The 25,867-nt window shown below is 70.5% G+C and carries 23 protein-coding genes; 12 read left to right on the top strand and 11 right to left on the bottom strand.

Going from position 1 to position 25,867, the window contains the following annotated elements; translation table 11 throughout:
- Positions 1-20 precede the first annotated feature (20 nt).
- The 3 genes from H036_RS0103845 to H036_RS0103835 all read left to right on the top strand — a co-directional run bounded on the left by H036_RS0103845 (position 21) and on the right by H036_RS0103835 (position 5,509).
- Positions 21-1,262, top strand: coding sequence for a M15 family metallopeptidase (locus H036_RS0103845; RefSeq protein ID WP_017933458.1), 1,242 nt, complete (start codon positions 21-23; stop codon positions 1,260-1,262).
- Positions 1,263-1,294: 32 nt separating this feature from the next.
- Positions 1,295-3,223 carry a M13 family metallopeptidase gene (locus H036_RS0103840; RefSeq protein WP_017933457.1) on the top strand — a complete coding sequence of 643 codons (1,929 nt, stop codon included), beginning with the start codon at positions 1,295-1,297 and terminating at the stop codon, positions 3,221-3,223.
- A 141-nt stretch (positions 3,224-3,364) separates the two neighbouring features.
- A complete protein-coding gene (locus H036_RS0103835; RefSeq protein ID WP_017933456.1) occupies positions 3,365-5,509 on the top strand; it encodes a RecQ family ATP-dependent DNA helicase in 2,145 nt (714 codons plus the stop codon).
- Between the two features lie 76 nt (positions 5,510-5,585).
- On the opposite strand, the gene H036_RS0103830 is transcribed toward H036_RS0103835, so the two are convergent.
- The 4 genes from H036_RS0103830 to H036_RS0103815 form a co-directional block, all read right to left on the bottom strand.
- A complete protein-coding gene (locus tag H036_RS0103830) occupies positions 5,586-7,076 on the bottom strand; it encodes a DHA2 family efflux MFS transporter permease subunit (protein WP_017933455.1) in 1,491 nt (496 codons plus the stop codon).
- A 94-nt stretch (positions 7,077-7,170) separates the two neighbouring features.
- A complete protein-coding gene (locus H036_RS0103825; protein ID WP_157416974.1) occupies positions 7,171-8,916 on the bottom strand; it encodes a hypothetical protein in 1,746 nt (581 codons plus the stop codon).
- 90 nt (positions 8,917-9,006) lie between these two features.
- Positions 9,007-9,489, bottom strand: a complete 483-nt coding sequence (locus H036_RS0103820; protein WP_017933453.1) for a glutathione peroxidase — start codon at positions 9,487-9,489, stop codon at positions 9,007-9,009.
- A 21-nt stretch (positions 9,490-9,510) separates the two neighbouring features.
- A complete protein-coding gene (locus H036_RS0103815; protein ID WP_017933452.1) occupies positions 9,511-9,981 on the bottom strand; it encodes a GNAT family N-acetyltransferase in 471 nt (156 codons plus the stop codon).
- 74 nt (positions 9,982-10,055) lie between these two features.
- Between H036_RS0103815 and H036_RS0103810 the strand changes: the two genes are divergently transcribed.
- The 3 genes from H036_RS0103810 to H036_RS0103800 are packed head-to-tail and all read left to right on the top strand — an operon-like array spanning position 10,056 to position 14,690.
- The gene (locus H036_RS0103810; protein WP_017933451.1) at positions 10,056-12,761 is read left to right on the top strand and encodes a DEAD/DEAH box helicase; all 2,706 of its coding nucleotides are present in this window, start codon (positions 10,056-10,058) and stop codon (positions 12,759-12,761) included.
- A complete protein-coding gene (locus H036_RS21735) occupies positions 12,758-13,480 on the top strand; it encodes an SWIM zinc finger family protein (protein ID WP_017933450.1) in 723 nt (240 codons plus the stop codon). The genes H036_RS0103810 and H036_RS21735 overlap by 4 nt, the downstream gene beginning before the upstream one ends.
- Positions 13,481-13,484: 4 nt before the next feature.
- Complete coding sequence (locus H036_RS0103800) at positions 13,485-14,690, top strand: MFS transporter (RefSeq protein ID WP_017933449.1); 1,206 nt, start codon at positions 13,485-13,487, stop codon at positions 14,688-14,690.
- Positions 14,691-14,704: 14 nt separating this feature from the next.
- Here the strand turns inward: H036_RS0103800 and H036_RS0103795 are convergent, their stop codons facing one another.
- Positions 14,705-15,265 (bottom strand): hypothetical protein, encoded by a 561-nt coding sequence (locus H036_RS0103795; protein WP_017933448.1) that lies wholly within the window; start codon positions 15,263-15,265, stop codon positions 14,705-14,707.
- Positions 15,266-15,282: 17 nt separating this feature from the next.
- The gene (locus H036_RS0103790) at positions 15,283-16,074 is read right to left on the bottom strand and encodes an HAD family hydrolase (protein WP_017933447.1); all 792 of its coding nucleotides are present in this window, start codon (positions 16,072-16,074) and stop codon (positions 15,283-15,285) included.
- Positions 16,075-16,095: 21 nt separating this feature from the next.
- Between H036_RS0103790 and H036_RS0103785 the strand changes: the two genes are divergently transcribed.
- A complete protein-coding gene (locus H036_RS0103785; protein ID WP_017933446.1) occupies positions 16,096-17,097 on the top strand; it encodes a sensor domain-containing diguanylate cyclase in 1,002 nt (333 codons plus the stop codon).
- A gap of 26 nt (positions 17,098-17,123) precedes the next feature.
- Here the strand turns inward: H036_RS0103785 and H036_RS0103780 are convergent, their stop codons facing one another.
- Genes H036_RS0103780 through serS form a run of 3 tightly spaced genes read right to left on the bottom strand, consistent with a single transcriptional unit; the run spans position 17,124 to position 19,875 of the window.
- A complete protein-coding gene (locus tag H036_RS0103780) occupies positions 17,124-17,627 on the bottom strand; it encodes a GNAT family N-acetyltransferase (RefSeq protein ID WP_017933445.1) in 504 nt (167 codons plus the stop codon).
- Positions 17,618-18,583: an HAD family hydrolase gene (locus H036_RS0103775; protein ID WP_232421789.1), complete on the bottom strand. Its 966-nt coding sequence runs from the start codon at positions 18,581-18,583 to the stop codon at positions 17,618-17,620. The genes H036_RS0103780 and H036_RS0103775 overlap by 10 nt, the downstream gene beginning before the upstream one ends.
- A gap of 8 nt (positions 18,584-18,591) precedes the next feature.
- Positions 18,592-19,875 (bottom strand): serine--tRNA ligase, encoded by a 1,284-nt coding sequence (gene serS / locus H036_RS0103770; protein WP_017933443.1) that lies wholly within the window; start codon positions 19,873-19,875, stop codon positions 18,592-18,594.
- 93 nt (positions 19,876-19,968) lie between these two features.
- On the opposite strand from serS, the gene H036_RS0103765 reads away from it, so the two are divergent.
- Complete coding sequence (locus H036_RS0103765; RefSeq protein ID WP_017933442.1) at positions 19,969-21,537, top strand: YegS/Rv2252/BmrU family lipid kinase; 1,569 nt, start codon at positions 19,969-19,971, stop codon at positions 21,535-21,537.
- Positions 21,538-21,639: 102 nt separating this feature from the next.
- On the opposite strand, the gene H036_RS0103760 is transcribed toward H036_RS0103765, so the two are convergent.
- Positions 21,640-22,038 carry a DUF4446 family protein gene (locus tag H036_RS0103760; RefSeq protein ID WP_017933441.1) on the bottom strand — a complete coding sequence of 133 codons (399 nt, stop codon included), beginning with the start codon at positions 22,036-22,038 and terminating at the stop codon, positions 21,640-21,642.
- A 25-nt stretch (positions 22,039-22,063) separates the two neighbouring features.
- Here H036_RS0103760 and H036_RS0103755 point away from each other — a divergent pair, with 25 nt between their 5' ends.
- Positions 22,064-22,945: a prephenate dehydratase gene (locus H036_RS0103755; protein ID WP_232421788.1), complete on the top strand. Its 882-nt coding sequence runs from the start codon at positions 22,064-22,066 to the stop codon at positions 22,943-22,945.
- A gap of 9 nt (positions 22,946-22,954) precedes the next feature.
- Here the strand turns inward: H036_RS0103755 and H036_RS0103750 are convergent, their stop codons facing one another.
- A complete protein-coding gene (locus H036_RS0103750) occupies positions 22,955-23,749 on the bottom strand; it encodes a VOC family protein (RefSeq protein WP_017933439.1) in 795 nt (264 codons plus the stop codon).
- Between the two features lie 72 nt (positions 23,750-23,821).
- Between H036_RS0103750 and H036_RS0103745 the strand changes: the two genes are divergently transcribed.
- Genes H036_RS0103745 through H036_RS0103735 form a run of 3 tightly spaced genes read left to right on the top strand, consistent with a single transcriptional unit; the run spans position 23,822 to position 25,832 of the window.
- Complete coding sequence (locus H036_RS0103745) at positions 23,822-24,421, top strand: TMEM165/GDT1 family protein (protein WP_017933438.1); 600 nt, start codon at positions 23,822-23,824, stop codon at positions 24,419-24,421.
- Between the two features lie 56 nt (positions 24,422-24,477).
- The gene (locus H036_RS0103740) at positions 24,478-24,852 is read left to right on the top strand and encodes a Crp/Fnr family transcriptional regulator (RefSeq protein WP_017933437.1); all 375 of its coding nucleotides are present in this window, start codon (positions 24,478-24,480) and stop codon (positions 24,850-24,852) included.
- On the top strand, positions 24,849-25,832 hold the full coding sequence (locus tag H036_RS0103735) for an adenylate/guanylate cyclase domain-containing protein (RefSeq protein WP_017933436.1): 984 nt from the start codon (positions 24,849-24,851) through the stop codon (positions 25,830-25,832). Before H036_RS0103740 ends, H036_RS0103735 begins: the two co-directional genes overlap by 4 nt.
- The last annotated feature ends 35 nt before the right edge of the window (positions 25,833-25,867 follow it).

Raw genomic sequence — 25,867 nt, 5'->3', positions numbered from 1 at the left:
TCCCGCCGGGAGGGACGATGATGCGGAGGCTGGTGGCGGTCTGCCTGGCCGCGGCGACGGTGGTCGCGGTGGCCGGGTGCGGTGCCGCTGACCCGTCCGCTGACCCGTCCGGCGCCGCCTTGCCGTCAGTGGGCACGTCGGCGAGCACGTCGCCCGGCGCATCGGCCAGTACGTCGGCGTCAGCGGGCGTCTCGACGGTCCCGGTGGCCGACCCCTCCCACGCCGTACCCGCTCCTGGGCCGCGGAGCGGCGACCTGCACTCGGCCGACATCCTGGTGCGGGCGAGCACGACGCTGACGCCCGCACAGATCGCGGCGATCAAGGCGATCCCCAAGGTGACGGGTGTCGAGCAGCTCTCCATCGGGGAGGTCTCGATCGAGGACAAGCTGCTCAACGTGGTCGCCGTCGATCCTGCGACCTACCGCAACTACACGCCGCTGGCCTCGGCGGACTCGACCGAGGTCTGGGACCGGGTCGCGGGCGGGGAGCTCGCGGTCAACCCCGACCTGAAGAAGCAGCTCCCGCCGGACGCGAACGGCTACTGGCAGATGGGCTCGAACGCCTCGGCGCCGAAGATCCACGTCGGCGCGTGGGCGGCGCAGATCCCGGGCCTCGTCGACGCAGTCGTCAACACCGCCTGGGGCACGTCGCTCGGGATGGTGCCGGACAACGCGGTCATCATCTCCACCGCGATCACCTCGCCCGAGCGGGTGGCCAAGCCGCTGAAGAAGCTGCTCGGCTCGTCGGCCTCGGTGCAGCGGCTCGACGTGGTGGCCCGTCTCGGCCTGGACCCGGACGTGCGGCAGTTCGCCAACGTCGTCGGCACCGTCGCCCAGGCGGTCGGGCACTACACCTACCGCGTGCTCGGCGGCGGCATGATCGCCCCGGACCCGGCCTGGGTCACCTCACACATCGTGACCGACACCGTGCCGATCCTGGGTCGGGTGACGTGCAACAGGCTGCTCTTCCCCCAGCTCAAGGCGGCGCTGGCCGAGGTGCAGGCGCGCGGTCTCGCCGGCACCATCCACTCGACCGCCGGCTGCTACTACCCGCGGTTCATCGCCGGGACGTCGTCGCTGTCCAACCACGCCTTCGGCCTGGCGATCGACATCGACGCGCCACAGAACGAGCGGGGCACGGCGGGCCAGATGAACCGCCAGGTCGTGCAGATCTTCGAGGAGTGGGGCTTCACGTGGGGCGGGACGTGGCACTACACCGACCCGATGCACTTCGAGATGAACAAGATCGTCACGCCGCGCTGATCTTTGTCGGGGCGCCCGGCTAGGGTCGGGACGTGACCACTCTCGATGACGCCCGCGAGGGCATGGACCTGGCGATCCGACCGCAGGACGACCTGTTCGGCCACGTCAACGGCACCTGGCTGCGCACCTACGAGATCCCCGACGACAAGGCCAGTGCCGGCGCCTTCGTGGTGCTGGTCGACGAGGCCGAGGCACAGGTCCGCGAGATCATCGAGGGCGCCCCGGTGGGGTCCAAGATCGGCGATCTCTACGCCTCCTTCATGGACACCGCCGCGATCGATGCCGCCGGCACCGCGCCGATCCAGCCGCTGGTCGCGGCGGTCGACGGGCTGCGCGACGTCGCCGACCTGGCGGCGTTCCTCGGCGAGTTCGAGCGGGTCGGCGGTCACGGCCTCTTCGGTGGCTACGTCAACACCGACGACAAGGACTCCGACCGCTACGTCTTCAACCTGCTCCAGGGCGGCCTCGGGCTGCCGGACGAGTCCTACTACCGCGACGAGAAGTTCGCCGAGATCCGCACCAAGTACGTCGACTACCTCACCCGGCTCTTCGCCCTCGGCGGAGCCGAGTCCCCGGCCGAAGCGGCGGCGACGGTGCTCGCCATCGACACCAAGATCGCGGCCGGCCACTGGGAGCGCGCCGAGACCCGTGACCGGCAGAAGACCTACAACCTGCTCACTCTTGAGCAGCTGCGCGAGCTGGCGCCGGCCTTCGACTGGGACGCCTACGTCACCAACCTCTCCGGTGCCAAGCTCACCTCCGAGCAGGTGCTCGGTGAGGTGATCGTCCGGCAGCCGTCGTTCTTCGAGCACCTCAGCGGCGTGCTGTCGGAGACCCCGGTCGAGGAGTGGCGGTCGTGGCTGCTGGCGCACGTGCTGCGCTGGTCCGCTGCCTACCTCACCGATGACTTCGTCGAGACCAACTTCGACTTCTACGGCCGCACCCTCAACGGCACGCCGCAGCTGCGCGAGCGCTGGAAGCGCGGCGTCTCGCTGGTGGAGGGCGCCCTCGGCGAGGAGGTCGGCCAGGAGTACGTCACCCGGCACTTCCCGCCTGCGTCGAAGGCGATGATGGACGAGCTGGTCGCCAACCTGCTGGCCGCCTACCGCACCTCCATCGAGAGCCTCGACTGGATGAGCTCGGAGACCAAGCAGCGGGCGTTCTCCAAGCTGGAGAAGTTCACCCCGAAGATCGGCTACCCGAAGAAGTTCCGCGACTACTCCGCGCTGGCGGTCTCGCGCGGTGACCTGCTCGGCAACGTGCAGGCGGCGTCGATCTTCGAGACCGACCGCGAGCTGGGCAAGCTCGGCGGACCGGTCGATCGCGACGAGTGGCACATGCTGCCCCAGACGGTGAACGCCTACTACAACCCCGGCACCAACGAGATCTGCTTCCCGGCCGGCATCTTGCAGAAGCCGTTCTTCAGCCCCGAGGCGAGCGCCGCCGAGAACTACGGCGGCATCGGTGCCGTGATCGGCCATGAGATCGGCCACGGCTTCGACGACCAGGGCTCTCAGTACGACGGCGACGGCAACATGGAGAACTGGTGGTCCGACCAGGACCGGTCCGCGTTCGAGGTGAAGACCAAGGCGCTGATCAGCCAGTACGACGGCTTCGAGCTGCGTGACCTGCCCGGCGAGAAGGTCAACGGCTCGCTGACGGTCGGCGAGAACATCGGCGACCTGGGCGGTCTGACGATCGCCCTCAAGGCGTTCCTGATCGCGTGCGGCGGCGAGGCGAGCGCGGAGGAGCGGCGCGACCTGTTCCTCAACTGGTCCTACGTCTGGCGTGCCAAGCGCCGGCCCGAGCAGCTGCAGCAGCTGCTGGCCGTCGACCCGCACTCCCCCGCGGAGTTCCGGGCCAACATCGTGCGCAACCTCGATGAGTTCCACGAGCTGTTCGCCACCGAGCCCGGCGACGGGCTGTGGCTGGAGCCGGAGTCTCGCGTCCGCATCTGGTAGCCGAGTTCGCAGAAATGGCCGTCGAGTCCCCACCCCTGGGGTGCGGACTCGACGGCCATTTCGACCGACTCGCCAGCGGCCTGATGACCACCTGTGGATAGCGGAAGCGGAAATGTCGTCGACGCCTGATAGACACGAGGCATGACCACCACCACCGACGTCCGGGCCGCTGCTGAAGGTCACCTGCGCGCGCTCGTCGGCCGCGACGACGCGGTCCTGCGCGAGGATCAGTGGACGGCGATCTCCGCGCTCGTGGAGCAGCGCAGTCGGGCGCTGGTCGTGCAGAAGACGGGGTGGGGCAAGTCGGCCGTCTACTTCGTGGCCACGCTGCTGCTGCGCTCCGAGGGAGCCGGCCCGACGGTGATCATCTCGCCGCTGCTGGCGCTGATGCGCAACCAGATCGAGGCGGCGGAGCGGGCCGGCATCCGGGCCGCGACGATCAACTCCACCAACATCGAGGACTGGTCGGCCATCGAGCGGGGCGTGCATGCCGGCGAGATCGACGTGCTGCTGGTCTCGCCGGAGCGGCTCAACAACCCCGGCTTCCGGGACGCTGTGCTGCCTCGGCTGGCGGCCACCTGCGGCTTGCTGGTGATCGACGAGGCGCACTGCATCTCCGACTGGGGTCACGACTTCCGTCCCGACTACCGCCGCATCCGCACCTTGCTCGGCGAGCTCCCGGCCGGCATCCCGGTGCTCGCCACCACTGCCACCGCCAATGCCCGGGTCACGGCCGATGTCGCCGAGCAGCTGGGTGAGCGTGTCCTGGTGCTGCGCGGCTCGCTCGACCGCGAGTCGCTGCGGCTGGGTGTGGTCAGGTTGCCGACGATCGAGCAGCGACTCGCCTGGCTCGCCGATCACCTCGCCGAGCAGCCCGGCTCCGGCATCGTCTACTGCCTGACCGTGGCGGCCACCCAGGAGGTCGCCGACTACCTGCGATCCCGTGGGCATCACGTCGCCGCCTACTCGGGACAGACCGAGACCACCGAGCGGCAGGCGCTGGAGGCCGATCTGGCCTCGGGCCGGATCAAGGCGCTGATCGCGACCAGCGCTCTGGGCATGGGCTTCGATGCCGCGCTCGGCTTCGTGGTCAATCTCGGGGCGCCGTCCTCGCCCGTCGCCTACTACCAGCAGGTGGGCCGTGCCGGCCGCGGGGCGATCGCCGACGCGTCGGTGGTGCTGCTGCCCGGCACCGAGGACCGCGACATCTGGGCCTACTTCGCCTCGCTGGCCTTCCCGCGCGAGGAGCTCGTCCGTCGCACCCTCGAGGTGCTCTCGGAGTCAGACCGTCCGCTCTCCACACCCACCCTCGAGTCGTACGTCGAGCTCGGCCGCTCCCGGCTCGAGACCATGTTGAAGGTGCTCGACGTGGACGGTGCCGTCCACCGGGTGCAGGGCGGCTGGGAATCGACCGGGCAGGCATGGTCCTACGACGCCGACCGCTATGCCCGCGTGGCGGAGGCGCGCGCCCGCGAGCAGCGGGCCATGCTCGACTACATCGCGACGGGCGAGTGCCGGATGCGCTACCTGCGCGAGCAGCTGGATGACCCGGACGCGGTCGACTGCGGCCGCTGCGACAACTGTGGCGGAATCCAGCTCTCCGCGAACATTTCGCAGGCCGCGATCGAGGAGGCCGGCGCCCGACTTGCCCGGCCCGGGGTGGTCATCGAGCCACGCAAGATGTGGCCCCAGGCGCTGCCCAACCTCGGCATCGACCTGCGCGGCAAGATCGCCGACGCGGCCGAGCCCGGTCGTGCCATCGCTCGGCTCACCGACCTGGGTCACGGCCAGGCGCTTCGTGAGCTGTTCCGCGGCACGGGCGGCTCGGGCGGCTCGGGTGAGGGCTCGGGCGGCTCGGGTGAGGGGACCGACCGTGGCGTGGGCGTCGACCGGGTGCCTGATGCTCTCGTGCGGGCCGTGGTCGAGATCCTGGGCGACTGGCGACCGCAGATCGATGCCATCGTGACGGTGGAGTCGGCCACCCGCCCGAGCTTGGTCGATGATCTCGCCGCCGGCCTCTCGCGCTACCTGCAGCGGCCGATCGTCGGCACCTTCGCGCTGGTCGACCCGAGCGTGCCGCCGGGTGCCGGAGCTGCCAACTCCGCCCAGCGGGTCGCAGCGGTCTCACGCCGCTCGTCGCTGCGTGCGGAGGTGCCGGATGGTGCCCGCGTGCTGCTGGTCGACGACCGGGTGGTCACCGGATGGACCCTCACGCTCGCGGCTCGCGCGCTCCGTCGGGCCGGCGCTGGCGGCGTACTGCCGTTGACGCTGGCCGTGGAGAGCTGAGCCGAATCATGAGAAATGGGCGCCGAGTCTGCACCCGGGAGGTGCAAACTCGACGCCCATTTCTGCAAAGTCGGCGTCAGTGCATGACGACCGGCTTGGTGCCCAGCTCCTGGCTCTTGCTGCGGGGCAGGAAGAACGCCGGGATCAGGACGACAGCGACCAGGATCGTGGCGACGACGAAGACGGCGCCGAAGGCCTCAGCCATCTGTCCGGCCCACTTGGGGTCCGTCGCGGGAACGGTCACGTTGTTCTTGACGTAGTTGGTCAGCAGCACCGAGAACAGCGCTGTGCCGATGGAGGCGGCGATCTGCTGCACGATGTTCATCAGGGTGGAGCCGCGCGCGATGGTGTGATCGCGGAGCGTCGCCATCGCAGCGGAGTAGATCGGCATCATCGTGCAGCCCATGCCCAGCCCCATGATGAACAGCGCGCCGAGGAGATAGCCGGTCGAGGTGGTGTCCGAGACGGGGATCCACATGGCCATACTGACGGTGATGAGCACGATGCCGGGGATCACGACCTTGCCGGCGCCGAGCTTGTCGGCCAGCACGCCTGCCACCGGCATGGTGATCATCGCGCCGATCCCCTGCGGTGCCAGGAGCACGCCGGACTTCAGCGGCGAGGCCCCGCGGACCTCCTGGAAGTAGGTCGGCAGCAGCAGGCTCGCGCCGAAGAAGGCGATCGCGAACAGCGAGATCGCGATCACGGAGACGCTCATGTTGCGGTCCTGGAAGAGGCGCAGGTCCAGCAGCGGGTGGATGTTGGCCTTGCGCAGCGCCCACGGCACGAACGCGACCACGAGAACCAGGCCGATGACAGCCGGCCAGAGGACGCCGGCGGTCCACATGGTGCCGTGATTCGCCTGGGCGGCCGGGATGGAGCTGACGCCGTAGAGGAAGCAGGCCAGGCCGGGAGAGAGAAGCAGCATGCCGACGAAGTCGAAGCTCTCCGAGGACTGCGGGTTGTCCTTGTCGAGCACGCGCCAGGCGTAGATCAGGGCGATCGCCCCGAGCGGGACGTTGACCAGGAAGATCCAGTGCCACGAGGCGACGTCGATCAGCCAGCCGCCGAGGATCGGCCCGAGGATCGGACCCAGCAGCATCGGCACCCCCAGGACCGCCATCACGCGGCCGATCCGCTCGGGACCAGCAGCGCGGGTCAGGATCGTCATGCCGAGAGGCATCAGCATGCCGCCGCCGAGACCCTGCAGCACGCGGAAGACGATCAGCGTCTCGAGGTTGGGCGCGGTCGCACACAGCGCCGAGCCGAGCGCGAAGAGTAGGATCGCCAGCATGTAGAGGCGCTTGGTGCCGAACCGCTCGGCCGCCCAGCCGGTCAGGGGGATGACCGTCGCCAGGGCGAGCGTGTAGCCGGTGGCGACCCAGGCGACCTGGGCCTGGGTCTTGCCGAACGCCTTCATGAACGTCGCCATCGCGACGTTCACGACGGTGATGTCCAGGATCGACATGATCGAGCCCAGGACGACGACGCCGGCGACGATGAGCACGCGGGCGTCGAGCTTCTCCGAGGCGCCGGGCTCGGCCTGAGGTGAGAGATCGGTGGTCACCCGTAAAGACTAGGTGGGACCACCGACAGTCTCAGAGTCGATAAACCTGATCAGCAGGTGACAGCCCTCACAACCGGGCCGGTCGCCGCTCGCGTCAGCGCTTCACCTTCACCGTCGGCGAGGTCAGCGAAAGCGGCGTGCGACCGGCCCCGGTGGCCGTCACGACGTACCTGATCCTGTGCTTGAGCCACGCCTTCTTCACCCGCAGGTGCTTGCCGTGCGCGACCGGCCTGCCGTTGACCAGCCAGGTGACGGTCGCGGTGGTGCCTGCGTCGAAGCTCCCGTACGCCGCCTTCAGCCTGGCGCGCACCCGTGCCTTGCCGCTGACCTTGACCTTGCCGGAGTGCCGGATCGGCCTGAGAGCAACGGGCGACGGCGAGGTCGACGGCGAGGCGGAGGCGGTGATGGGAACGAGGTAGTCGGCCGGGATCGGGTCGTCGAGGATCGGACCGTCGTAGGGCTCGAGGCTCTCGAGGCCATGCGGAGTGCCCAGTCCCGTGGGTCCGTCCCAACCGACGCCGTCGCTGCACAGGTGCCACCGATCGGAGATCGGGCAACCACGGGTCGCCGTTCCGCTGGTGATGTCGTTGAAGGCGTCGGGCTGGGCGGTCGCGCGGGCGTAGATTTCGAACGGGCTGGTGTGGTTGCCGGCCCGGGCGTACATCGCGGTCAGGAGGGGCGCGGCCAGCGAGGTGCCGCCGCCGATCCACCAGTTCCGGTCGGTGTCGGTGTCGTGGTGGTACATCGAGAAGCCGTCGGCCAGTGCGGAGATGTCGGCCGTTCCGCGCGCCGTGCCACACGCACCCCGGGCGCGCCCGTTCAACGCCTGCGCGGCGTTCATCTTGGTCCAGCCGGAGCAGCCCGATGAAACGCCGCCGGCGTTCGGGGAGCCGTCGTCGTCCGCATCGCCCCACATCTGCTCGGACAGGCTGCCGTCGCTCGCCAGCACCGGCGTGGTGCCGCCGGCGGCGATCACGTGCGTCGAGCTGGCCGGGTAGCTGGTGCAGGAGTGGGTGTCGCCGGGCGTCGACGGCATGCTGGTTGCCCCGCAGGCGAGGCTGTCCTGGGGATTGCCGTCGTCGGCGGGAATGTAGGTGTGCCACCCGAAGTCACCGGTGGCGGCGACGAAGGTGACGCCGGCTGTGCTGAAGGTTCGTTCGGAGGCCGCCACGTCCCGAGCTCGTAGGCCATCGTCGGAGGAGCCCCACGACATCGACACGTAATCGGCACTGGCGGCTGCGGTGGCGGCTGCGATGTCGAGGTCGTCCGTGTAGGTCGAGGCGGCCTCCACGACGAGGATCTTGCAGGCGGGGCACGCTGCTGCGACAGCCTCGACGTCCATCATGGTCTCCCACGCCCAGTCGGGGTCGGCGGCGGGCAGTGGTGAGGTGCGGCCCTGCTGGTTGACCACGGACAGACAGCCGGAGGTGACGGAACAGGCGCCGAGGTTGTATTGGGTCCGATAGGTGGCCAACTCCGCGTCGAGCTCGGGCACGTCACCCTCCTCGACCAGTGCGACGGCGGGACCCGAGCCGGGCGTGTCAGCTTCAGACGCGGGCGGCAGGTCGTACAACGTGGCGATGTCCGCCGGCGTGATCCCGTGCGCCACGTCCGGCGCGGTCGTAAAAGAGCGCACACCGCCCGGCGTCGTCGCGACGGTCGGGCGCTGGATCGTCGCGTAGCAGCGCGCCTGGCCGGGCAGCACGTCGACGTTGCAGCCGACCGGTTCGGAGGTCGCGGCGACCGAGGGGGACGGCGCTGCGAGCAGCACCCCGACCAACGCGATCGTCAGCAGCGTTGCGGAGGCGAGCACGGCCCGTGCCCGTCGTACCTGTGCCATATTGACATGGTCGACTATGACGGGCGCGATCTGATGAGAGGCGCCCGCTTTGCCAGGGACTCCTTAGGTTCGCCCCCCGCGGGGGCGTGCTCAGTCGAGCAGCGCGGTGATCGCGTCGACGACGCGCGGGTCCTCGGGCTCGGTGCGCGGGCTGAACCGCTGCAGCACCTCACCGTCGACGGAGACGAGGAACTTCTCGAAGTTCCACTGGATGTCGCCGTCGGTGCCGGCCTCGTCCGCGGCCTTGGTGAGCTCCTGGTAGATCGGGTGCCGGCCCTCTCCGTTGACCTCGATCTTCTCGGTGAGCGGGAAGGTCACGCCGTACGTCGCTGAGCAGAACTCGGCGATCTCCTCCGGCGAGCCCGGCTCCTGCCCCATGAACTGGTTGCAGGGGAACCCGATCACCGCAAGGCCCGGGTAGGACTCGGCGAGCTTCTCCAAGCCCTCGTACTGCGGGGTGAGGCCGCACTTGCTGGCGACGTTGACGAGGAGCGCGGGGCGGCCGCCGGTCAGCTCGCCGAGGGTCGCAGACGTGCCGTCGAGCCGAGCGATGGGGGCGTCGAGGATGCTCATGTCCGCGAGCCTAGCGCCGGCTCACAACGCCCGTGTCATGTACGTGCTGTGCGGGTCGAGCGAGTAGTCGCCGAACGGTCCGCACTCGACGAAGCCGTGCCGGGCGTAGAGGCGGCGCGCGGGTGCGAAGAAATCCTCGGTGCCGGTCTCCAGCCACAGGGTCGTGTAGCCCGCGGAGCGAGCACGGCCGAGCAGGTGATCGACCATCGCTGTGCCGACGCCGGCGCCTCGGGCCTGCGCCGTCGTACGCATCGACTTGAGCTCTGCGTCGGTGGCCGAGAGCCGCTTGAGCGCTCCGGTCCCGCGGACCTCGTCGCCCTCCCAGACCGACCAGAACTCGACCTCCGGCGTACGCAGGGCCGCCAGGTCGAGCGCGTGCACGCTCTCTGCGGGCGAGGTCGCGTACATGTCGTCGAGGTGCTGCTCGAGGAGCCGGTGGACGGAGGGGCGGGTGAGGTCGTCGAGCTCGAAGCGCAGCGTCGTGGCTGTCATGGCGCACATCCTGCACCAGCCCCTCGGCCGGTGAGGAGATGGGGACTGTCGGGGCTGGCGGTTAGGTTCTGGCCATGAGCTCGCTCTACTCCCTCACCGGTGCCGCGGCCTTCCGGGCCGCACGGCCGCCGCGTGCCTCGGTGGTGGAGTTCGGCGGCGGCCGCACGGTCGCGATGCCGATGGCGGCGGCGATCCCGGTGCTCAGCAAGGCACATCGCCGCGAGGATCTGCATCCCTCGGTCGCCCTGCTCACGGGTGCGGTCATGCTCGGCCTCCGGCTGGTCGCCGCCGGCCGCATCGAGCCGGGGGACGGCCTCGAGCCGGGCTGGCGCGCGGTGGTCGAGGGCGACGACGAGGACCGGGTGCTGATGCTGGCCAGGTCCCGTGCGTACGCCGAGGTCGACGTGACCGGCGCCGAGGAGATCGTCCGCTCCGTCCTCGACGCGGTGGCCGATGCGGTGCCACGAGCGGCGCCCGCGCCCGGCTCTCGACCGGCTGGGGTCACCAGTGCGGTCTCCTCGACCGACGACGCCTTCCAGGACCGGCTGCGCGCCCGACTGGCCCGGCACGTCACGGCGCCCGCGGGCGCGGATCTGCCGCAGTTGGTCTCGGTCTCCCTGCGCGTCGAGGCGGACGAGGAGGAGCTGGTCGGCGGATCGATCCGACTGGTGCCGCAGGCGCACGACGACAACGACCCGCTGCACGTGGTCGATCTGGCCAGGCTGTGGCGGGAGAGCTGGGAGGAGCACGGCTTCGGTGACAGGGCCCGCACGCACGCCCTCGTCGCGCTGCGGGGTGCCGCGGAAGCGTGGCCGGTGCTCGACAGGCTGCTCGACCTGCCGGTCCCCGACGAGATCACGCTCGACACGGCGGAGCTGGGCAGCCTCCTCGAGGACGGCGTCGGAGCGCTGAAGAGCCGTGCCATCGACGTCCTGTGGCCGCGTTCGCTCACCGGCGAGCTGACAGCGCGCGTCGTCGTCGATCGCAGCGAAGCACCGCACGAGGACCTCATGCAGGACGGACTGTTCGGCGTCGAGCAGACCTGTGCGTTCAAGTGGGAGCTCGCGATCGACGGCGCAGAGCTGACCTCGGCCGAGATGGACGCCTTGGCGAGCGCCGCCTCACCGATGCTCAAGCTGCGCGGCTCCTGGACCGTCGTCCATCCCAGCATCACCCGCAAGGCACGCAAGCGGCTGCTGCGGCGGGTGACGGCGACGGAGGCGCTGGCCACAGCGCTGACCGGGACGCTGCCGGAGAAGGTGGCCGAGAAGGTGGCGCAGGAGGCGCCGGGCGAGCAGGTCGTCGTGGGTGCCAGCATCGGGCGGCTGCGCGACCGGGTGGCCGGCGTGGTGGAGGCGCCACTGGTCCCTGTGCCGCCGGGCCTGCGGGCCGATCTACGCGACTACCAACGCCGTGGCCTGACGTGGCTCGCCGAGGTCACCGGGCTCGGACTCGGCGGCTGCCTGGCCGACGACATGGGGCTCGGCAAGACGATCACGCTCGTCGCGCTGCACCTGCACCGGGCGGCCGGCCCCACCCTGGTGGTCTGTCCGGCCAGCCTGCTCGGCAACTGGGAGGCGGAGATCGCCCGGTTCGCACCCGGGGTGGCGGTGCGGCGGTTCCACGGGGCCGCGCGGGACCTCGACGGCGTAGGAGCCGGGTTCGTGCTGACCACCTACGGCACCATGCGGCGCGACGCTGCCGTCCTCGCTGAGGTGCCGTGGGACCTGGTCGTCGCCGACGAGGCTCAGCACCTCAAGAACGCCGCCTCCGCGACGGCCAAGGCGATCCGCACGATCACCAGCCGCGCACGGGTGGCGCTCACCGGCACGCCGGTGGAGAACAATCTCACCGAGCTCTGGGCGATCCTCGACTGGTGCGTGCCCGGACTGCTCGGCAGCCGGTTGGCCTTCCGGCGGGCCTGGGCCAGCCAGATCGAAGCCGGCGTCGACGAGCGGATGACGCAACTGTTCGCCGCCCTGATCGCACCGTTCCTGCTGCGCCGGCGCAAGTCCGACCCCGGCATCGCACCCGAGCTGCCGCCGAAGACCGAGACCGACCACCCGCTGGCACTGACCCGCGAGCAAGCGGTCCTCTACGAGTCCTTCGTCCGCGACTCGATGGAGCGGATCGAGCGCGCCGACCCGGCCACGCGGCGGGGTCTGGTGCTGATGCTGCTGACCGGGCTGAAGCAGATCTGCAACCACCCCGCCCAGTTCCTCAAGCAGCAGAGCGGCCGGATCGCGGGCCGCAGTCAGAAGATCGACCTGCTCGACGAGCTGCTCGAGACGGTGCTGGCCGAGGACGGCGCGGTGCTGGTCTTCACCCAGTACGTCGCGATGGCGCGGCTGTTGGAGGCGCACTGGGCGGCCACGGGGGTGCCGTATCAGTTCCTGCACGGCGGCACTCCGGTTCCAGAGCGCGAGCGGATGGTGCGGCGCTTCCAAGATCCCCACGATCCGCAGAGCGCGCCGGTCTTCCTGCTCTCGCTGCAGGCCGGCGGTGTCGGGCTCAACCTCACCCGCGCCGACCACGTCATCCACGTCGACCGCTGGTGGAACCCCGCCGTCGAGGACCAGGCCACCGACCGCGCCTACCGGATCGGGCAGACCAAGCCCGTGCAGGTGCACCGCCTGATCACCCGCGGCACCGTCGAGGAGAAGGTCGCAGAGCTGCTCACCCGCAAGCGCGCCCTCGCCGACGCGGTGCTGGGCAGCGGCGAGGCCGCGTTGACCGAGCTCACCGACGCTGAGCTGCGCAGCCTGGTGGCGCTGACATGACCGCTCTGATCTTCCCCCAGGAGCCACACCGTCGGGCCTCCCGCCGGTTGCGGTCGTGGTGGGGCCGTGCGTTCTGGCGGGCGGTGGAGGAGATCGCCTACGACGAGACCCAGCTGCTGCACGCGCGAGCACTGGCCCGCTCGGGTCGGATCGGTGGTGTGGTGGTCGACATCGGCCGGTTCGCCGCCGGAGTCGCGGAGGATCCGGGCGTCTGGACGATCACCGGGACGGTGCCGCCGCTCGACGAGGACGGCCGTGCCGCCTTCCTGGAGGTCGTCACCGGCCACGCGGACGCCCTGCTGTCCGGCGAGCTGCCGCACGACCTGGTCGAGCACGCCGAGGAGGCCGGGGTCGAGCTGGTGCCCTATGGCGTCGAGCTCGGTGCCACGTGCAGCTGCCCGCACTGGCAGCGCGCGAGCCGGCACGGAGATGTGTGCGAGCACGTCATCGGCGTACTCGTCCAGGTGACGGACCTGCTCGATCAGGACCCGCTCGTGCTGCTGCAACTACGCGGGATCGGGCGCGAGGAGCTGACTGCACGTCGGGCGTCCGAGCCGGGGCCCGCGCCGCATCGTCGCGACCGGGTGGCCGAGGAGGTCGAGATCGCGGCCGACGCAGCGCTGCGAGCCGCCCTGCTCCTGGCCGAGGCGGACGCGAGCGAGGAGGAGGATCCGCGCGAAGCATTCGGAATGGATCCACCGTCGGGTGCCGTTGAGTAGGTCCGTGACCACCCTGACGACCGAGTCGCCCATCTCGCTACGCCTGCTCAACGTGGTGATGGCGGCGGCGTGTGGGCTCGCGGTCGCCAACATCTACTACTCCCAGCCGCTGCTCGACCTGATCGCGCACGACTTCGGGGTCAGCGAGGGCACCGCCTCGTTGGTCGTCACGTTCACCCAGGCCGGTTATGCGCTCGGGCTGCTCTTCCTGGTTCCGTTGGGCGACCTGCTGGAGAGCAGGGCGCTCGTGACCAGGATGCTGCTCGGCACCGCTGTTGCGCTAGCGCTCGCGGCCTTCTCGCCGGTCTTCGGTGCGTTCCTGGCGCTGTCCGTCCTGGTCGGGATCACCTCCGTGGTGGTGCAGATCCTGGTGCCGATGGCGGCCCACCTGGCGCCCGAGGGCCAGCAGGGCGAGTTCGTCGGCAAGGTGATGAGCGGGCTGCTGCTCGGCATCCTGCTGGCGCGCAGCGTCGCCAGCGCCGTCGCACAGTTCCTCGATTGGCGCGCCATCTACCTCATCTCGGCCGTGCTGATGGTGCTCCTCTCCGTGGTGCTGCGGCGCACGCTCCCCACCCACCGGCCCCCGCAGCGGACCAGCTACCGCGCGATGCTGGCCGGCGTCGTACAGGTCGCGCGGGAGGAGCCCGCGCTGCGCCGCAAGGCGCTGGCCCAGGCCTCGATGTTCGGCGCCTTCACCGCCTTCTGGACCGCCATCGCCTACGAGCTGATCGCTGAGCACGGCCTGAGCCAGGGTCAGATCGCCCTCTTCGCGCTGGTCGGAGCCGGCGGCGCGGCAGCCGCCCCGGTGGCGGGCAGGCTCGCCGACAAGGGGTACGGCGAGGTCTGCAGCGGGATCGCGCTCCTCCTCGCCTCCACCACGTTCCTGCTCGCCGGCCTCGGCCACGGCTCGATCCTGCTGCTCGCGATCGCTGCCGTGGTGCTCGACTTCGGCGTCCAGTCCCACCAGGTGATGGGGCAGTACGTCGTCTACGGCCTGCGACCCGAGGCACGCGCACGGATCAACACCGTCTACATGACGACGATCTTCGTCGGCGGCACCCTGGCCTCGCTGCTGACAGGCTTCGTGCACAGCCGCAGCGGCTGGACAGGCGTGTGCTGGCTCGGCGCGGTGCTGCCGCTGCTCGGCTTCGGCGTCTGGCTCTCGGGCCTGCGGTCACGGCGAGCCGCCGGCACCGCGCGGGCGGCCTGACCCCGAGACCCGGCTCAGACGTGCGTGCGCGGACTGCGCCGCACGAACAGCAGCCCGAGCAGCCCGATCAGCACCAGTGCCACGCCCGGTGCGGCGATGCGGCGCAGGGATTCCGGGGCCCCGACCTTCGGCTCGCCGAAGGTCACGGTCGGGGGTGCCAGGGCCGCGACGACCTGCTGCTCGGTGGCCGGCACGTTCTGCGAGGTGGTGCCGAGCGTGCCGGGGGCGAGCCAGGCCTGGCCGTGCGCGTTGACGAAGAACAGGTACTGCGTGCCGGGCTGCAGCCGGCCGATGCCGCAGCTGCCGCCGCGGGTGATGACGGTGACCCGGCCCGTGGCGCTGCCCTTGAGGCTGGTCTGCACCGTCACCGGGTAGGTGAATCGCTTCGGTTTGACGCTGTCGTCGGTCTGCCCGGCGCCCGCCAGCACACCGGTGAAGACGGCATCGGCCTCCTGCGCCGCTGCCGTGGGGGCGAGCGGCGTGCACGCGGTGGCGGCGTACGAGGTGGCGGGCGCGCCCACGAGGGCGAGGGTGCCGAGGAGCACGGCGAAGAGGCCCGGAACGGTGCGACGCATGCGCCCATCGAACCAGATCACAGGTCGAACACCTCGGCGAGCACGCGTGCGACACCGTCCTCCTCGTGCGAGGGCGCGAGGCCGCCGGCGCACTCCCGGACCGTCGGATGAGCGTCCGCCATCGCGAACGACCGACCCGCCCAGGTCAGCATGGCCAGGTCGTTGGGCATGTCGCCGAACGCGATCACGTCCGCGGCCCTGACGCCGAGCGACTCGGCGACCTGCGCCAGCGTGCTGGCCTTGGTGACGCCGTACGCGCTGATCTCCAGCAGCGCGAAGGTGGAGGAGTGGGTGACGGTGGCGAGCTCGCCGACAGCCTCCTGGGCTCGCTTGCCGTAATCGTCGGGCTGGTGCTCGGGGTGCAGGCTGAGCAGCTTGAGCATCGGCGTGGCCGTGAGCTCGGCCAGCTCCTGCTGGGGCGCCTCCTCGCGCCCCGCGGGGAAGCCGGGCTCGAGGGCGAAGCCGTCGATCCGCTCGGCACCGAAGAACGAGCCGGGCAGGGCCTCCCGGATCCGCGAGGCGACCTCGAAGGACACCTGGCTCTCCAGCGCGTGCGACAACCGCGGAACGTTCTCGGCGACGTCCCACACCAGCGCGCCGTTGGAGACGATCGCCAGTCCGTGTGATCCGACGTGCTCGAAGACCGGGGTGGTCCAGCGCAGCGGCCGGCCGGTCACGAAGATCACCGGCACGCCCAACGCCTCGAGCCGCGTGAGCACCTCCCGGGTGTACGGCGAGACGGTGCCGTCCTTGCGCACCAGCGTGCCGTCGAGGTCGGTGGCCACGAGCTTGGGTTTCACGAGAGCCATTGTCTCCCTATCCTGTTGGCGATGATCTCCGGCAACCTGCCCCTCCACGGAGTGGACCGCCTCCTGGTCGCGGTCCAGGAGCTCTCCATGGCGCGCACGCTGGAGCAGGTCGTGGAGATCGTGCGGCACGCTGCGCGGGACCTCTGCGGCGCCGACGGCGCGACCTTCATCCTGCGCGAGGACGGCGCGTGCTACTACGTCGACGAGGACGCGATCGCACCGCTGTGGAGTGGGATGCGCTTCCCGTTGGAGACCTGCATCAGCGGCTGGGCGATGCTGCACCGGCAGCCCGCGACCATCCGTGACATCTACGCCGATCCGCGCATCCCGCACGATGCCTACCGCCCCACGTTCGTGAAGTCGCTGGCGATGGTGCCGATCCGCTCGGTCGACCCGATCGGCGCGATCGGCAACTACTGGGCCGATCAGCATGAGCCGACCGACGCCGAGGTCCGGCTGCTGCAGGCGCTCGCCGACTCAGCATCGGTCGCAATGGAGAACGTCGCCATCTTCGCCGAGCTCACCGCCGCCAAGGTCAGGGCGACCACCGACGAGCTGACCGGCCTGCTCAATCGTCGCGGGTTCGCGCTCTCGGCGCAGGCCACCATCGACGCCGCGCGCTCCGCCAACCTCGACGCGGTGATGACGTACGTCGACCTCAACGGACTCAAGACGGTCAACGACCGAGACGGACACGAGGCCGGGGACGCCTACATCCGGGCGGCCGCCGACGTGCTCGCCGGGCTGTCGCGAGAGGGCCACCTGGTCGCGCGGATGGGTGGGGACGAGTTCTGCGCGCTCGCCATCGACCCGCCGATCCCGGGTGAGGCGATCAAGAAGCGCATCCTCGAAGAGCTGACGCTGCGCGGTGTCTCCGCCGCGATCGGGTACGTCGAGGTCGGGCCGCACTCGCAGCTCTCGGCGGCCCAGCTGGTCAACCTCGCCGACGAGCGGATGTACGCCGAGAAGGTCGCAGCGGCCACTCACGCCGCAGAAGGTGACCTCTCGGCCCGCGGAAGGTGACCTCTCGGCCCGCGGAAGGTGACCTCTCAACCCTGAGCGGGCCGGACCATCACCAGTTCGCCGTCGTCGGTGGTGCCTCGCAACTGGGTGAAGCCGCACTTGGCGACGACCCGCAGCGACGAGGCGTTCTCCGGCCGGATAGAGGCGCGCACAGCGACGCCGGCGTCGAGCTCGGCGAGCAGACCTTGCAACGCCTCGGTCGCGAAGCCCCAGCCCCACGCCTCACGGACCAGGCCGTAGCCCACCTCCACCTCGGCGCCGGCAACACCTGAGTCGGGCGGTCCGAAGAAGCCGATCGAGCCCAGCACCGTCCGGCCGCGGGCGATCGAGCGCGGTCCCCAGGCGTCGTCGGCGTGCCACAGCGAGGCGGCCGCGACGTCGTCGGGCCGGGGGAACTCGGGATGCCACTCACCGCGCGAGTCGCTGTCGCGGGCGTCCCGGCTTCCGGCGCGGATCGCTGCAACATCCGCGGCGCTCCACAGCGGCAGCACCAGTCGCTCGGTACGGATGGCCGCGAGGCTCAGAACCACCGCGAGATCTCCACGGCCGCGCCGTCCTCCTCGACCGAGAGCGTCACCGCGTCGGCGGCCTCGAGCACCTCGGGGATCGACTGGCCCATCGCCACCGATCGGCCGGCCCAGGCGAACATCTCCAGGTCGTTGCGCCCGTCCCCGATCGCGAGTACGTCGGAGGGCTCCAGCCCGAGCTGATCCACGACGTAGGAGAGCCCGGATGCCTTGGAGACCCCGATCGGGGTCAGGTCGAGCCAGGCCGTCCAGCCGACGACGTAGGAGATGCCCTGCAGGCCGATCCGCCGGCCCATCTCCATGAACTCCTCGGCGCTCGCCGCCGGGTTGCGGATGATGACGCGGGAGACCGGCTCCTTGACCAGCTCCTCGACGTCGACCAGCGTCATCTCGCCACTGAGTTCACCGGGCGGGAAGTGGTCGTTGAGCCGGTAGCCGACGCCACGCTCCTCGACCGCGACCAGCGCGGAGGGTTGGTCCGCCATGATGGCCCGCACCGCCGGGCCGGCGTCGAAGAGCTCCTCGTGCACCACGTCCAGCGGTGGGTAGCGGACGATCACCGCACCGTTGGACGCGACGATCCAGAGCCGGTCCTCGCCGTCGCGGGGCAGGTCGAGCAGGTCGGCGACCCGGGTCATGCCGTGCGGTGAGCGGCCGGAGGCCAGCACGATGTGGGCGCCGGCGTCGTAGGCGCGGCGGACCGCCTCCTTCACCGCTTCGGTCATCACCTCCGAGGTGGCCCCGGTGCCCTCGACCCACTTGAGCAGGGTGCCGTCGATGTCGAGGGCGATGACCTTGGGGCGCCAGTCGGCCGGCATGCCGCCGCGGGCCGCCGCACGGCGGCGCAGCCGGCGGGCCCGCCGCGGGTCGCTCGCCCGTCGGTCGTCCGCCTCACGGTCGTTCGCCCGCCGGTCGCCGGCACGCTCGTCCAGGACGTCGTCCGCCTCGCTCGATGCCATGGTCCGGCTCAGCCCGCGATCGGGGTGAGCACCTCGCGGCCGAGCCATTTCTGCAGTGCCTTCGGCACCCGGATAGAGCCGTCGGCCTGCTGGTGGGTCTCCAGGATCGCCACGATCGCGCGGGTGATGGCCGTCAGCGTGCCGTTCAGCGTCGCGACCGGAGCCGTCGCCGTCCCGGTGGTCGAGCCCGTCGAGGCCCGCTGACGGATGTCGAGGCGGCGCGCCTGGAACTCGGTGCAGTTGGAGGCGGAGGTGAGCTCGCGGTACTTGCCCTGCGTCGGGATCCAGGCCTCGCAGTCGAACTTGCGGGCCGCGGACGGCCCGAGGTCGCCGGCGGCGACGTCGATGACGCGGTAGGCCAGCTCGAGCTTGTCCAGGAACGCCTTCTCCCAGGCGAGCAGGCGCGCGTGCTCGGCGTACGACTCCTCGAGGGTGGTGTAGACGAACATCTCCACCTTCTCGAACTGGTGGACGCGGATGATGCCCTTGGTGTCCTTGCCCGCCGAGCCGGCCTCCTTGCGGAAGCAGGACGAGAAGGCCGCGTAGCGCAGGGGCAGGCTGGCGGCGTCGAGGATCTCGTCGGAGTGGTAGGCCGCCATCGGCACCTCGCTGGTGCCGACGAGATAGAGGTCGTCGCCCTCGATCCGGTAGACGCCGTCGTCGACCTGGTCCAGGAAGCCGGTGCCCGCCATCGCCTCGGGGCGGACCAGCGCGGGCGCGATCACCTGGGTGAACCCGGCCTCGCGGGCCTGCTCCATCGCCAGGTTGATCAGCGCGAACTCCAGCTCGGCGCCGACACCGGTGAGGAAGTAGAACCGCGAGCCCGACACCTTGGCGCCGCGCTCGAGGTCGATCGCGCCCAGCATCCGGCCGAGCTCGACGTGGTCACGCGGCTCGAAGTCGAAGGTGGGGATCTCGCCGACGGTCTCGATCAGGACGAAGTCGTCCTCGCCGCCGGCCGGGGTCTCCTCGGCGGTCAGGTTGGGGATCGCCTTGAGCGCGGTGGCCCAGGACTCCTCGGCCACAACCTGGGCGGCCTCGGCTTCCTTGACCGCGGCGGCGAGCTCCTTGACCTGGGCCAGCAGGGCAGCCTTCTCCTCGCCCTTGGCCTGGGCGACCTGCTTGCCCATCTTCTTCTGCTCGGCGCGCAGGTTCTCGAAGGTCGCGATCGCCTCGCGGCGGGCCTTGTCGGCGGCCAGCGCGTCGTCGACCGCTGATTCACTCGCCCCCCGCTTGCGCTGCGAGGCGCGGACACGGTCGGGGTCGTCACGGAGGATGCGCGGGTCGATCACGGTCAGAGCCTAGGCGACCGAGCGCGTGGCAGCGAGAGCGAGGTAGGCGCGGGCAGCGCGATCTGTCCGCGGGGGTCCGGGCATAATCAGGGGGTGTCCGCCCACCCCCGTCGCTCCGTCCTGGTGTGGGCTGCCATCGGCGCGGTCCTCTTCGTCCTGCTCGGCATCTACGTCTCCGCGGTCAACGGCGTCCCGCCCGTCGACCAGTGGGCCGAGCACGCCGCCCACTGGGCCGCCGGCCACCGGATGCTGCACCACGTCCTGCGCGGCATCGAGCTGGTCTTCAGCGGCTACGGGATCATCGTGATCGCGCTGATCGTGGGCGGCGGACTGGCCCGGAGCTACCGTCGCGCCGCGATCTTCGTGGTCGGTACGACGCTGGCCGCCGTCGTACTGCGCCCGCTCATCGCCTGGGTCTTCGACCGGTCCCGGCCGTCGTGGCAGGAGAACGCCCACCTGATCGGCGGCCCCGGCTACCCCAGCGGCCACGTCACCTGGACCACGGCGCTGGCGGGGGCGGTCGCGGTCACCGTGGCGATGTTCGTCCGCCGCGCCGGCGTACGCCGGGCGGTGTACACCGGACTGGTCCTGGTGGTGCTCGCGGTGGCGGCCGACCGGATCCTGCTCGGCCGGCACTATCCGACCGACGTGATCGGGGGGTTCCTGCTCGGCATGGTGCTCGTCCTGGTCGCGCTGGCCGTCTACAGCCCGGTGCCGCGCAGCCACGCCGTGCACCAGCTGCCGCTGGTCGCCTCGGTGCCGGGCGGGCGCTCGCTGCACGTGGTGCTCAACCCGATCAAGGTCGAGTCGGTCGGGCAGTTCCAGGCGATCGTCACCGCGATGGCGGCCGAGGCGGGCTGGGATCGGCCGACCTGGCACTTCACCACCGTGGAGGATCCCGGCACCGGGATGGCGTCGGCAGCAGCGGTCGCCGGGGCGGACCTGGTGATGGTCTGTGGCGGTGACGGCACCGTCCGCGAGGTCTGTGCCGAGCTGGCCGGCACTGGCATCCCGGTCGGGATCATCCCCGCCGGCACCGGCAACCTGCTCGCCCGCAACCTCTCCATCCCGCTCTACCTGCGCGCGGCGATCGACGTCGCCCTGACCGGCCAGGACCGCGCGGTCGACCTGGTCGAGGTCGGCGGCGACGGCATCGAGGACACCCACTTCCTGGTGATGGCGGGGATGGGCTTCGACGCGGCGATCATGGAGGGCGTCAACGAGGACATCAAGAAGCGGGTCGGCTGGATCGCCTACGTGCTTTCGGGGGTGAAGGCACTGATGTTCCCGCCTGTCCGGCTGGAGATCTCCATCGACGGCGGCCCCACCACCAAGCACCGCGCCCGCACCGTCATCGTCGGCAACGTCGGCACCCTCACCGCGGGGATGCCGCTGCTCCCGGACGCACGGATCGACGACGGACTGCTCGACGTCGTACTCCTGCATCCGCAGCGGTTCCTGTCCTGGCTGCCGCTGGCCTGGCGGATCCTGTCCAAGCGTCCGCACACCGACGAGCTGGTCAACCGGATGCGTGGCAGCAGCGTGGTCATCCGCGCCGACCGCGACACCCCGCGCGAGCTCGACGGCGACTCGCTCGGCGCCGGACGGGAGCTGCGGATGACCTGCCTCCACGCCCGGCTGCTGGTGCGCGTCCCGCGCTGACCCGAATCGTGAGTTCCGCAGCATCGAATCCGGGATTTCGCAGGCTCGAATCGGGCATTTCGCCCTGCAAAAAGCCCGATTCGAGCCTGCAAAACTAACGACTCAACGACGCAGCTGGCCCAGTGCCTGCTCCTCCTCCGGCGAGAGCTGTACGTCGCAGCGCCAGCCGCTGATCGTCTTGGCATAGGACCGAGCGTCGTTGCGGCCGTGGATGCTGGTCAGTAGCACCCCGTCGCCGGCGTCGTCGGCCAGGGCGAGGCTCCAGGAGAGGTGGCCGCCCATGTCGCCGAAGGCGTCGTAGCGCACCATCGCCAGGTGCCGGAGCGCCTGGGCGCCCTCGGCGCGCAACGCGGCGACCTCCTGGCGCAGGCCGAGGACATCCTCGGGCAGCGGCGCGCCTGCCGAGTTGGCCCGATTGCGCTGCACGGCTCGCTCCCGCCACAGCAGAGCCACCCCGATGAGGGCGAGGATCGCGACGACGAGACTCAGCACGGCCAGCATGGTGCCCAACCCTAGACTTCGACCCGTGGTTCCCACCCCGAAGACACAGCCGCCAACGGGCCGCGCCCGTCGGATCGCCTACCAGGGCGAGCCCGGTTCCAACTCCGACATGGTGTGCCGACGCGAGTACCCCGAGCTGGAGCCGGTGCCGTGCGCCTCGTTCGAGGACGTCTTCGCAGTCGTGGAGTCGGGGGCGGCCGATCTCGCGATGATCCCGATCGACAACTCGCTGGCCGGCCGGGTCGCCGACATCCACCACTTCCTGCCCACCTCGGGCCTGCACATCATCGCCGAGCACTTCCTGCGCATCCGGTTCCACCTGATGGCGCTGCCCGGCGTACCGCTCTCCGAGATCCGCACCGTCCACAGCCACGTGCACGCGCTCGGCCAGTGCCGCAAGATCATCCGCGAGCACGGCCTGATCCCGGTGATCTCGGGCGACACCGCCGGCGCGGCTCGCGAGATCGCCGAGGCGGGCGATCCGAGCATGGCCTCCATCAGCCCGCCGATGGCCGCCGAGATCTACGGTCTCGACGTGCTCGCCGAGGACGTCGAGGACGAGGACCACAACACCACCCGCTTCGTGGTGCTCTCCCGCGAGTTCGTCCGAGCCCCGGCGAACAACGGTCCGGTGGTCACCAGCTTCATCTTCAACGTGCGCAACCTGCCCGCGGCGCTCTACAAGGCACTCGGCGGCTTCGCCACCAACGGCGTGAACATGACCAAGCTCGAGTCCTACATGGTGGGCGGGGAGTTCATCGCCACCCAGTTCCTGGCCGAGGTCGACGGCCATCCCGACGACCCCGGTCTGAAGCGCGCGCTGGAGGAGCTGGCCTTCTTCACCACCGACATCAAGGTGCTCGGCGTCTACCCGGCCAGCCCCGACCGCGCCGGTCGGCTGCTGTAGCGCAGCGGCTCAGGCGGCCTCGGGTGAGGCTCCCATCAGCCAGAAGCTGCCGCCCTGCGGGTCGGCGAGCATCGCCATCCGCCCCACGTCGGGTACGTCGAAGGTGGGGACCATCGTCCTGCCCCCGAGCGACTCGGCCTTGGCGACGCTCTCCTCCACGTCGGCGACGTTGAAGTAGACGTTCCAGTGGGGCGGCAGTCCCTCCATCGGCGGCCGGACCGCCCCGGCGACGGCTCGGCCGTCGACTTGCAGCATCTTGTAGGACGCCAGCACCGAGTCCTCGGCCACCGGGGCGTCCTCCCAGGTCACGCCCAGCAGCTCGGCGTAGAACCCGGTCGCGGTCTCGATGTCGGGGCTGACCAGCTCGTTCCAGATCGGCGTCCCGGGCTCGTTGGCCCGCTCCGTGCCGATGGCGCTGCGCGCTTCCCACAGGTTGACCCGCGCGCCGGTCGGGTCCTGGATCGCGGCCATCCGGCCGAGGTCCCTCACGTCGAACGGCTCGGCGTCGACCTTGCCGCCAGCGGTCGGCACGGCCGCGACCGTGGCGTCGACGTCGTCGACCGCCAGGAAGACGCCCCAGAAGGCGGGGTGGCCGGCCAGCTCGGGCATCTGGCTGGAGATGCCGGCGACCGCATCGCCCTCGACCGCGACGGTGACATAGGTCTCGCCGTTCTCGCCCACTGGCCTGTCGGCCAGCGACCAGCCGAAGAGCTCGCCGTAGAACGCCTTGGCGGCACTCGTGTCGGGGGTCGTGAGCTCGACGTAGCAGGGCGTTCCCTGCGCGTAGGAGTCGAAAGTGGGCATGAGGCCAGTTCACACCCGAGGTCTGACAACCTCAATGGGGTGAAGGTGAAGTCCGGGCTCTAGGTTATGGCGGTGGACATCGGCCTGATCGCGCTCGCCTTCTTCTCCATCTTCATCGTCGAGCTGCCCGACAAGACCTTCCTGGCAACCCTCGTGCTGGCCACGAAGTACAAGCCGCTCTACGTGTGGATCGGCGTCGGCCTGGCCTTCGCCGTACAGACGATCCTGGCGGTCGTCGCGGGTGGCGTCGCCTCGCTGCTGCCCAAGGACCTGATCCACACCATCGCCGGCCTGATCTTCCTCGCCGGCGCGGTGCTGCTGTTCAAGGAGGGCCGCAGCCACCAGAACGCCGAGGAGGACGAGGAGGAGTACGCCGAGAAGGCGAAGCCGACCAACGGCGCCCGCCAGATCCTCGCCGCCTTCATGGTGCTCTTCGCCGCCGAGTGGGGCGACCTGTCGCAGCTGCTGACCATCTCGCTGGTCGCCAAGTACAAGGAGCCGCTGTCGATCTTCATCGGCTCGCTGGCCGCGCTGCTGGCGGTCAGCGGCCTCGCGGTGATCGTCGGCAAGCAGCTGCTGAGGTGGATCTCGCTCCACCTGCTGCACTTCATCGGCGCCGGGATCTGCCTGGTTCTCGGCATCTACACGCTCGTGGAGGTTGTCGCCTCGTAGCCCCGACCGGCATGCTTCGTTGGAGTTGTAACTCCGAGTCACACGAAGGGGCATCCGTGGGCGACACCTTCTTCTCCATGTTCAAGCCGGCCGAGATCGCCAAGATCAGCGGCTCAGGCACCGTGGTGAACCTCCCTCAGGGCTGGTCCCCGATCTGGGAGTCCACCCCGGCGGACAAGGCGTACATCATCCTGCAAGGCACCGTCAGCGTGCGCCGTGACGGCGAGGAGATCGCGCAGGCCGGCCCGGGCGACATCATCGGCGAGGCGGCGATCCTCAACCAGAAGCTGCGCAACGCCTCGATCGTTGCGCTCACGCCGCTCGAGCTGATCCACCTCACCCCGCAGGTCCTGCAGCGGCTCTCCGTCGAGATGCCGTCGTTCCACGACGCGCTGGAGAAGGTCGCGGCCGAGCGCTTCGGCGGTCAGTGAGCGAGGAGGCGGCCGAGCTCGACAGTCTCGTCGAGCTCGTCGAGGGCTACCTGCTGGGGGAGACGCCGAGCCTGACGCGGCGGCAGGTGGCCGAGCAGGCGGGCGTGAGCATCGACCTCGCCCTCGAGCTCTGGCGCGAGCTCGGCTTCGCCCACGTCGAGGACGACGTGGTCGCCTTCGCCCAGGCCGACGTGAAGGCGCTGCGGATGAGCGCCGACCTGCGCGAGGAGGGGGTGCTCAACGAGGACCGGCAGGCGGCGCTGGTCCGGACGTGGGGGCGCTCCTTCGCGCGGCTCGCCGAGTGGCAGACCGCCCTGCTGGCCGATCTGGCCCGCGAGCGCGCGCTGACCGATGTCGAGTCGCTGGCGATGCTGGCCGGCGAGGTGCTGCCGCGGGTGGAGTACCTCCAGACCTACATCTGGCGCCGGCACCTGCTCTCGGCCAGCAACCGCGGCCTGGTCGCCTTCTCCGGCGCCCCCGCGGCACCCTCGGCGGTCTGCTTCGTCGACATCGTCGGCTACACCTCGCGCAGCAAGTCGCTGACCGAGGAGGAGCTGGTGGCCTGGCTGGAGGAGTTCGAGGACGCCTGCACGGCGCTGATCGTCGAGCGCGGCGGCCGGGTGATCAAGACCCTCGGCGACGCGGTGCTCTTCGTCGCCGACACCGTGCTGGACGCCGCCATGACGGCCCTGGCCATCTGCGCGCTCGGCGCCGACGAGGACAGCCCGTTCCCGCAGGTGCGTGCCGGCCTGGCGTACGGCGAGGTCGTCAGCCGGCTCGGCGACGTCTTCGGGCCGACGGTCAACATCGCCTCGAGGCTGACCTCCATCGCCCGGCCGGATGCGCTGCTGGTCGACGAGCACGCCGCGAACGCACTGCGTGACGTGGGCGGGCTGGACGTGACGCGTCTGCGGCGTACGTCGGTGAAGGGCTACTCGCGACTGCAGCCGTTCGTGGTGCGGCCGGAGCGGCGTACGTGAGGACCGTGGAGCGGAATGCGCACCTGATGCGCATC

The sequence above is a fragment of the Nocardioides sp. Iso805N genome, from assembly GCF_000364605.1.
In the GTDB taxonomy this organism is placed as follows: Bacteria; Actinomycetota; Actinomycetes; order Propionibacteriales; family Nocardioidaceae; genus Nocardioides.
The sequence above is the reverse complement of the archived record's forward strand: the minus strand, read 5'-3'. Positions and strand labels throughout refer to the sequence as shown.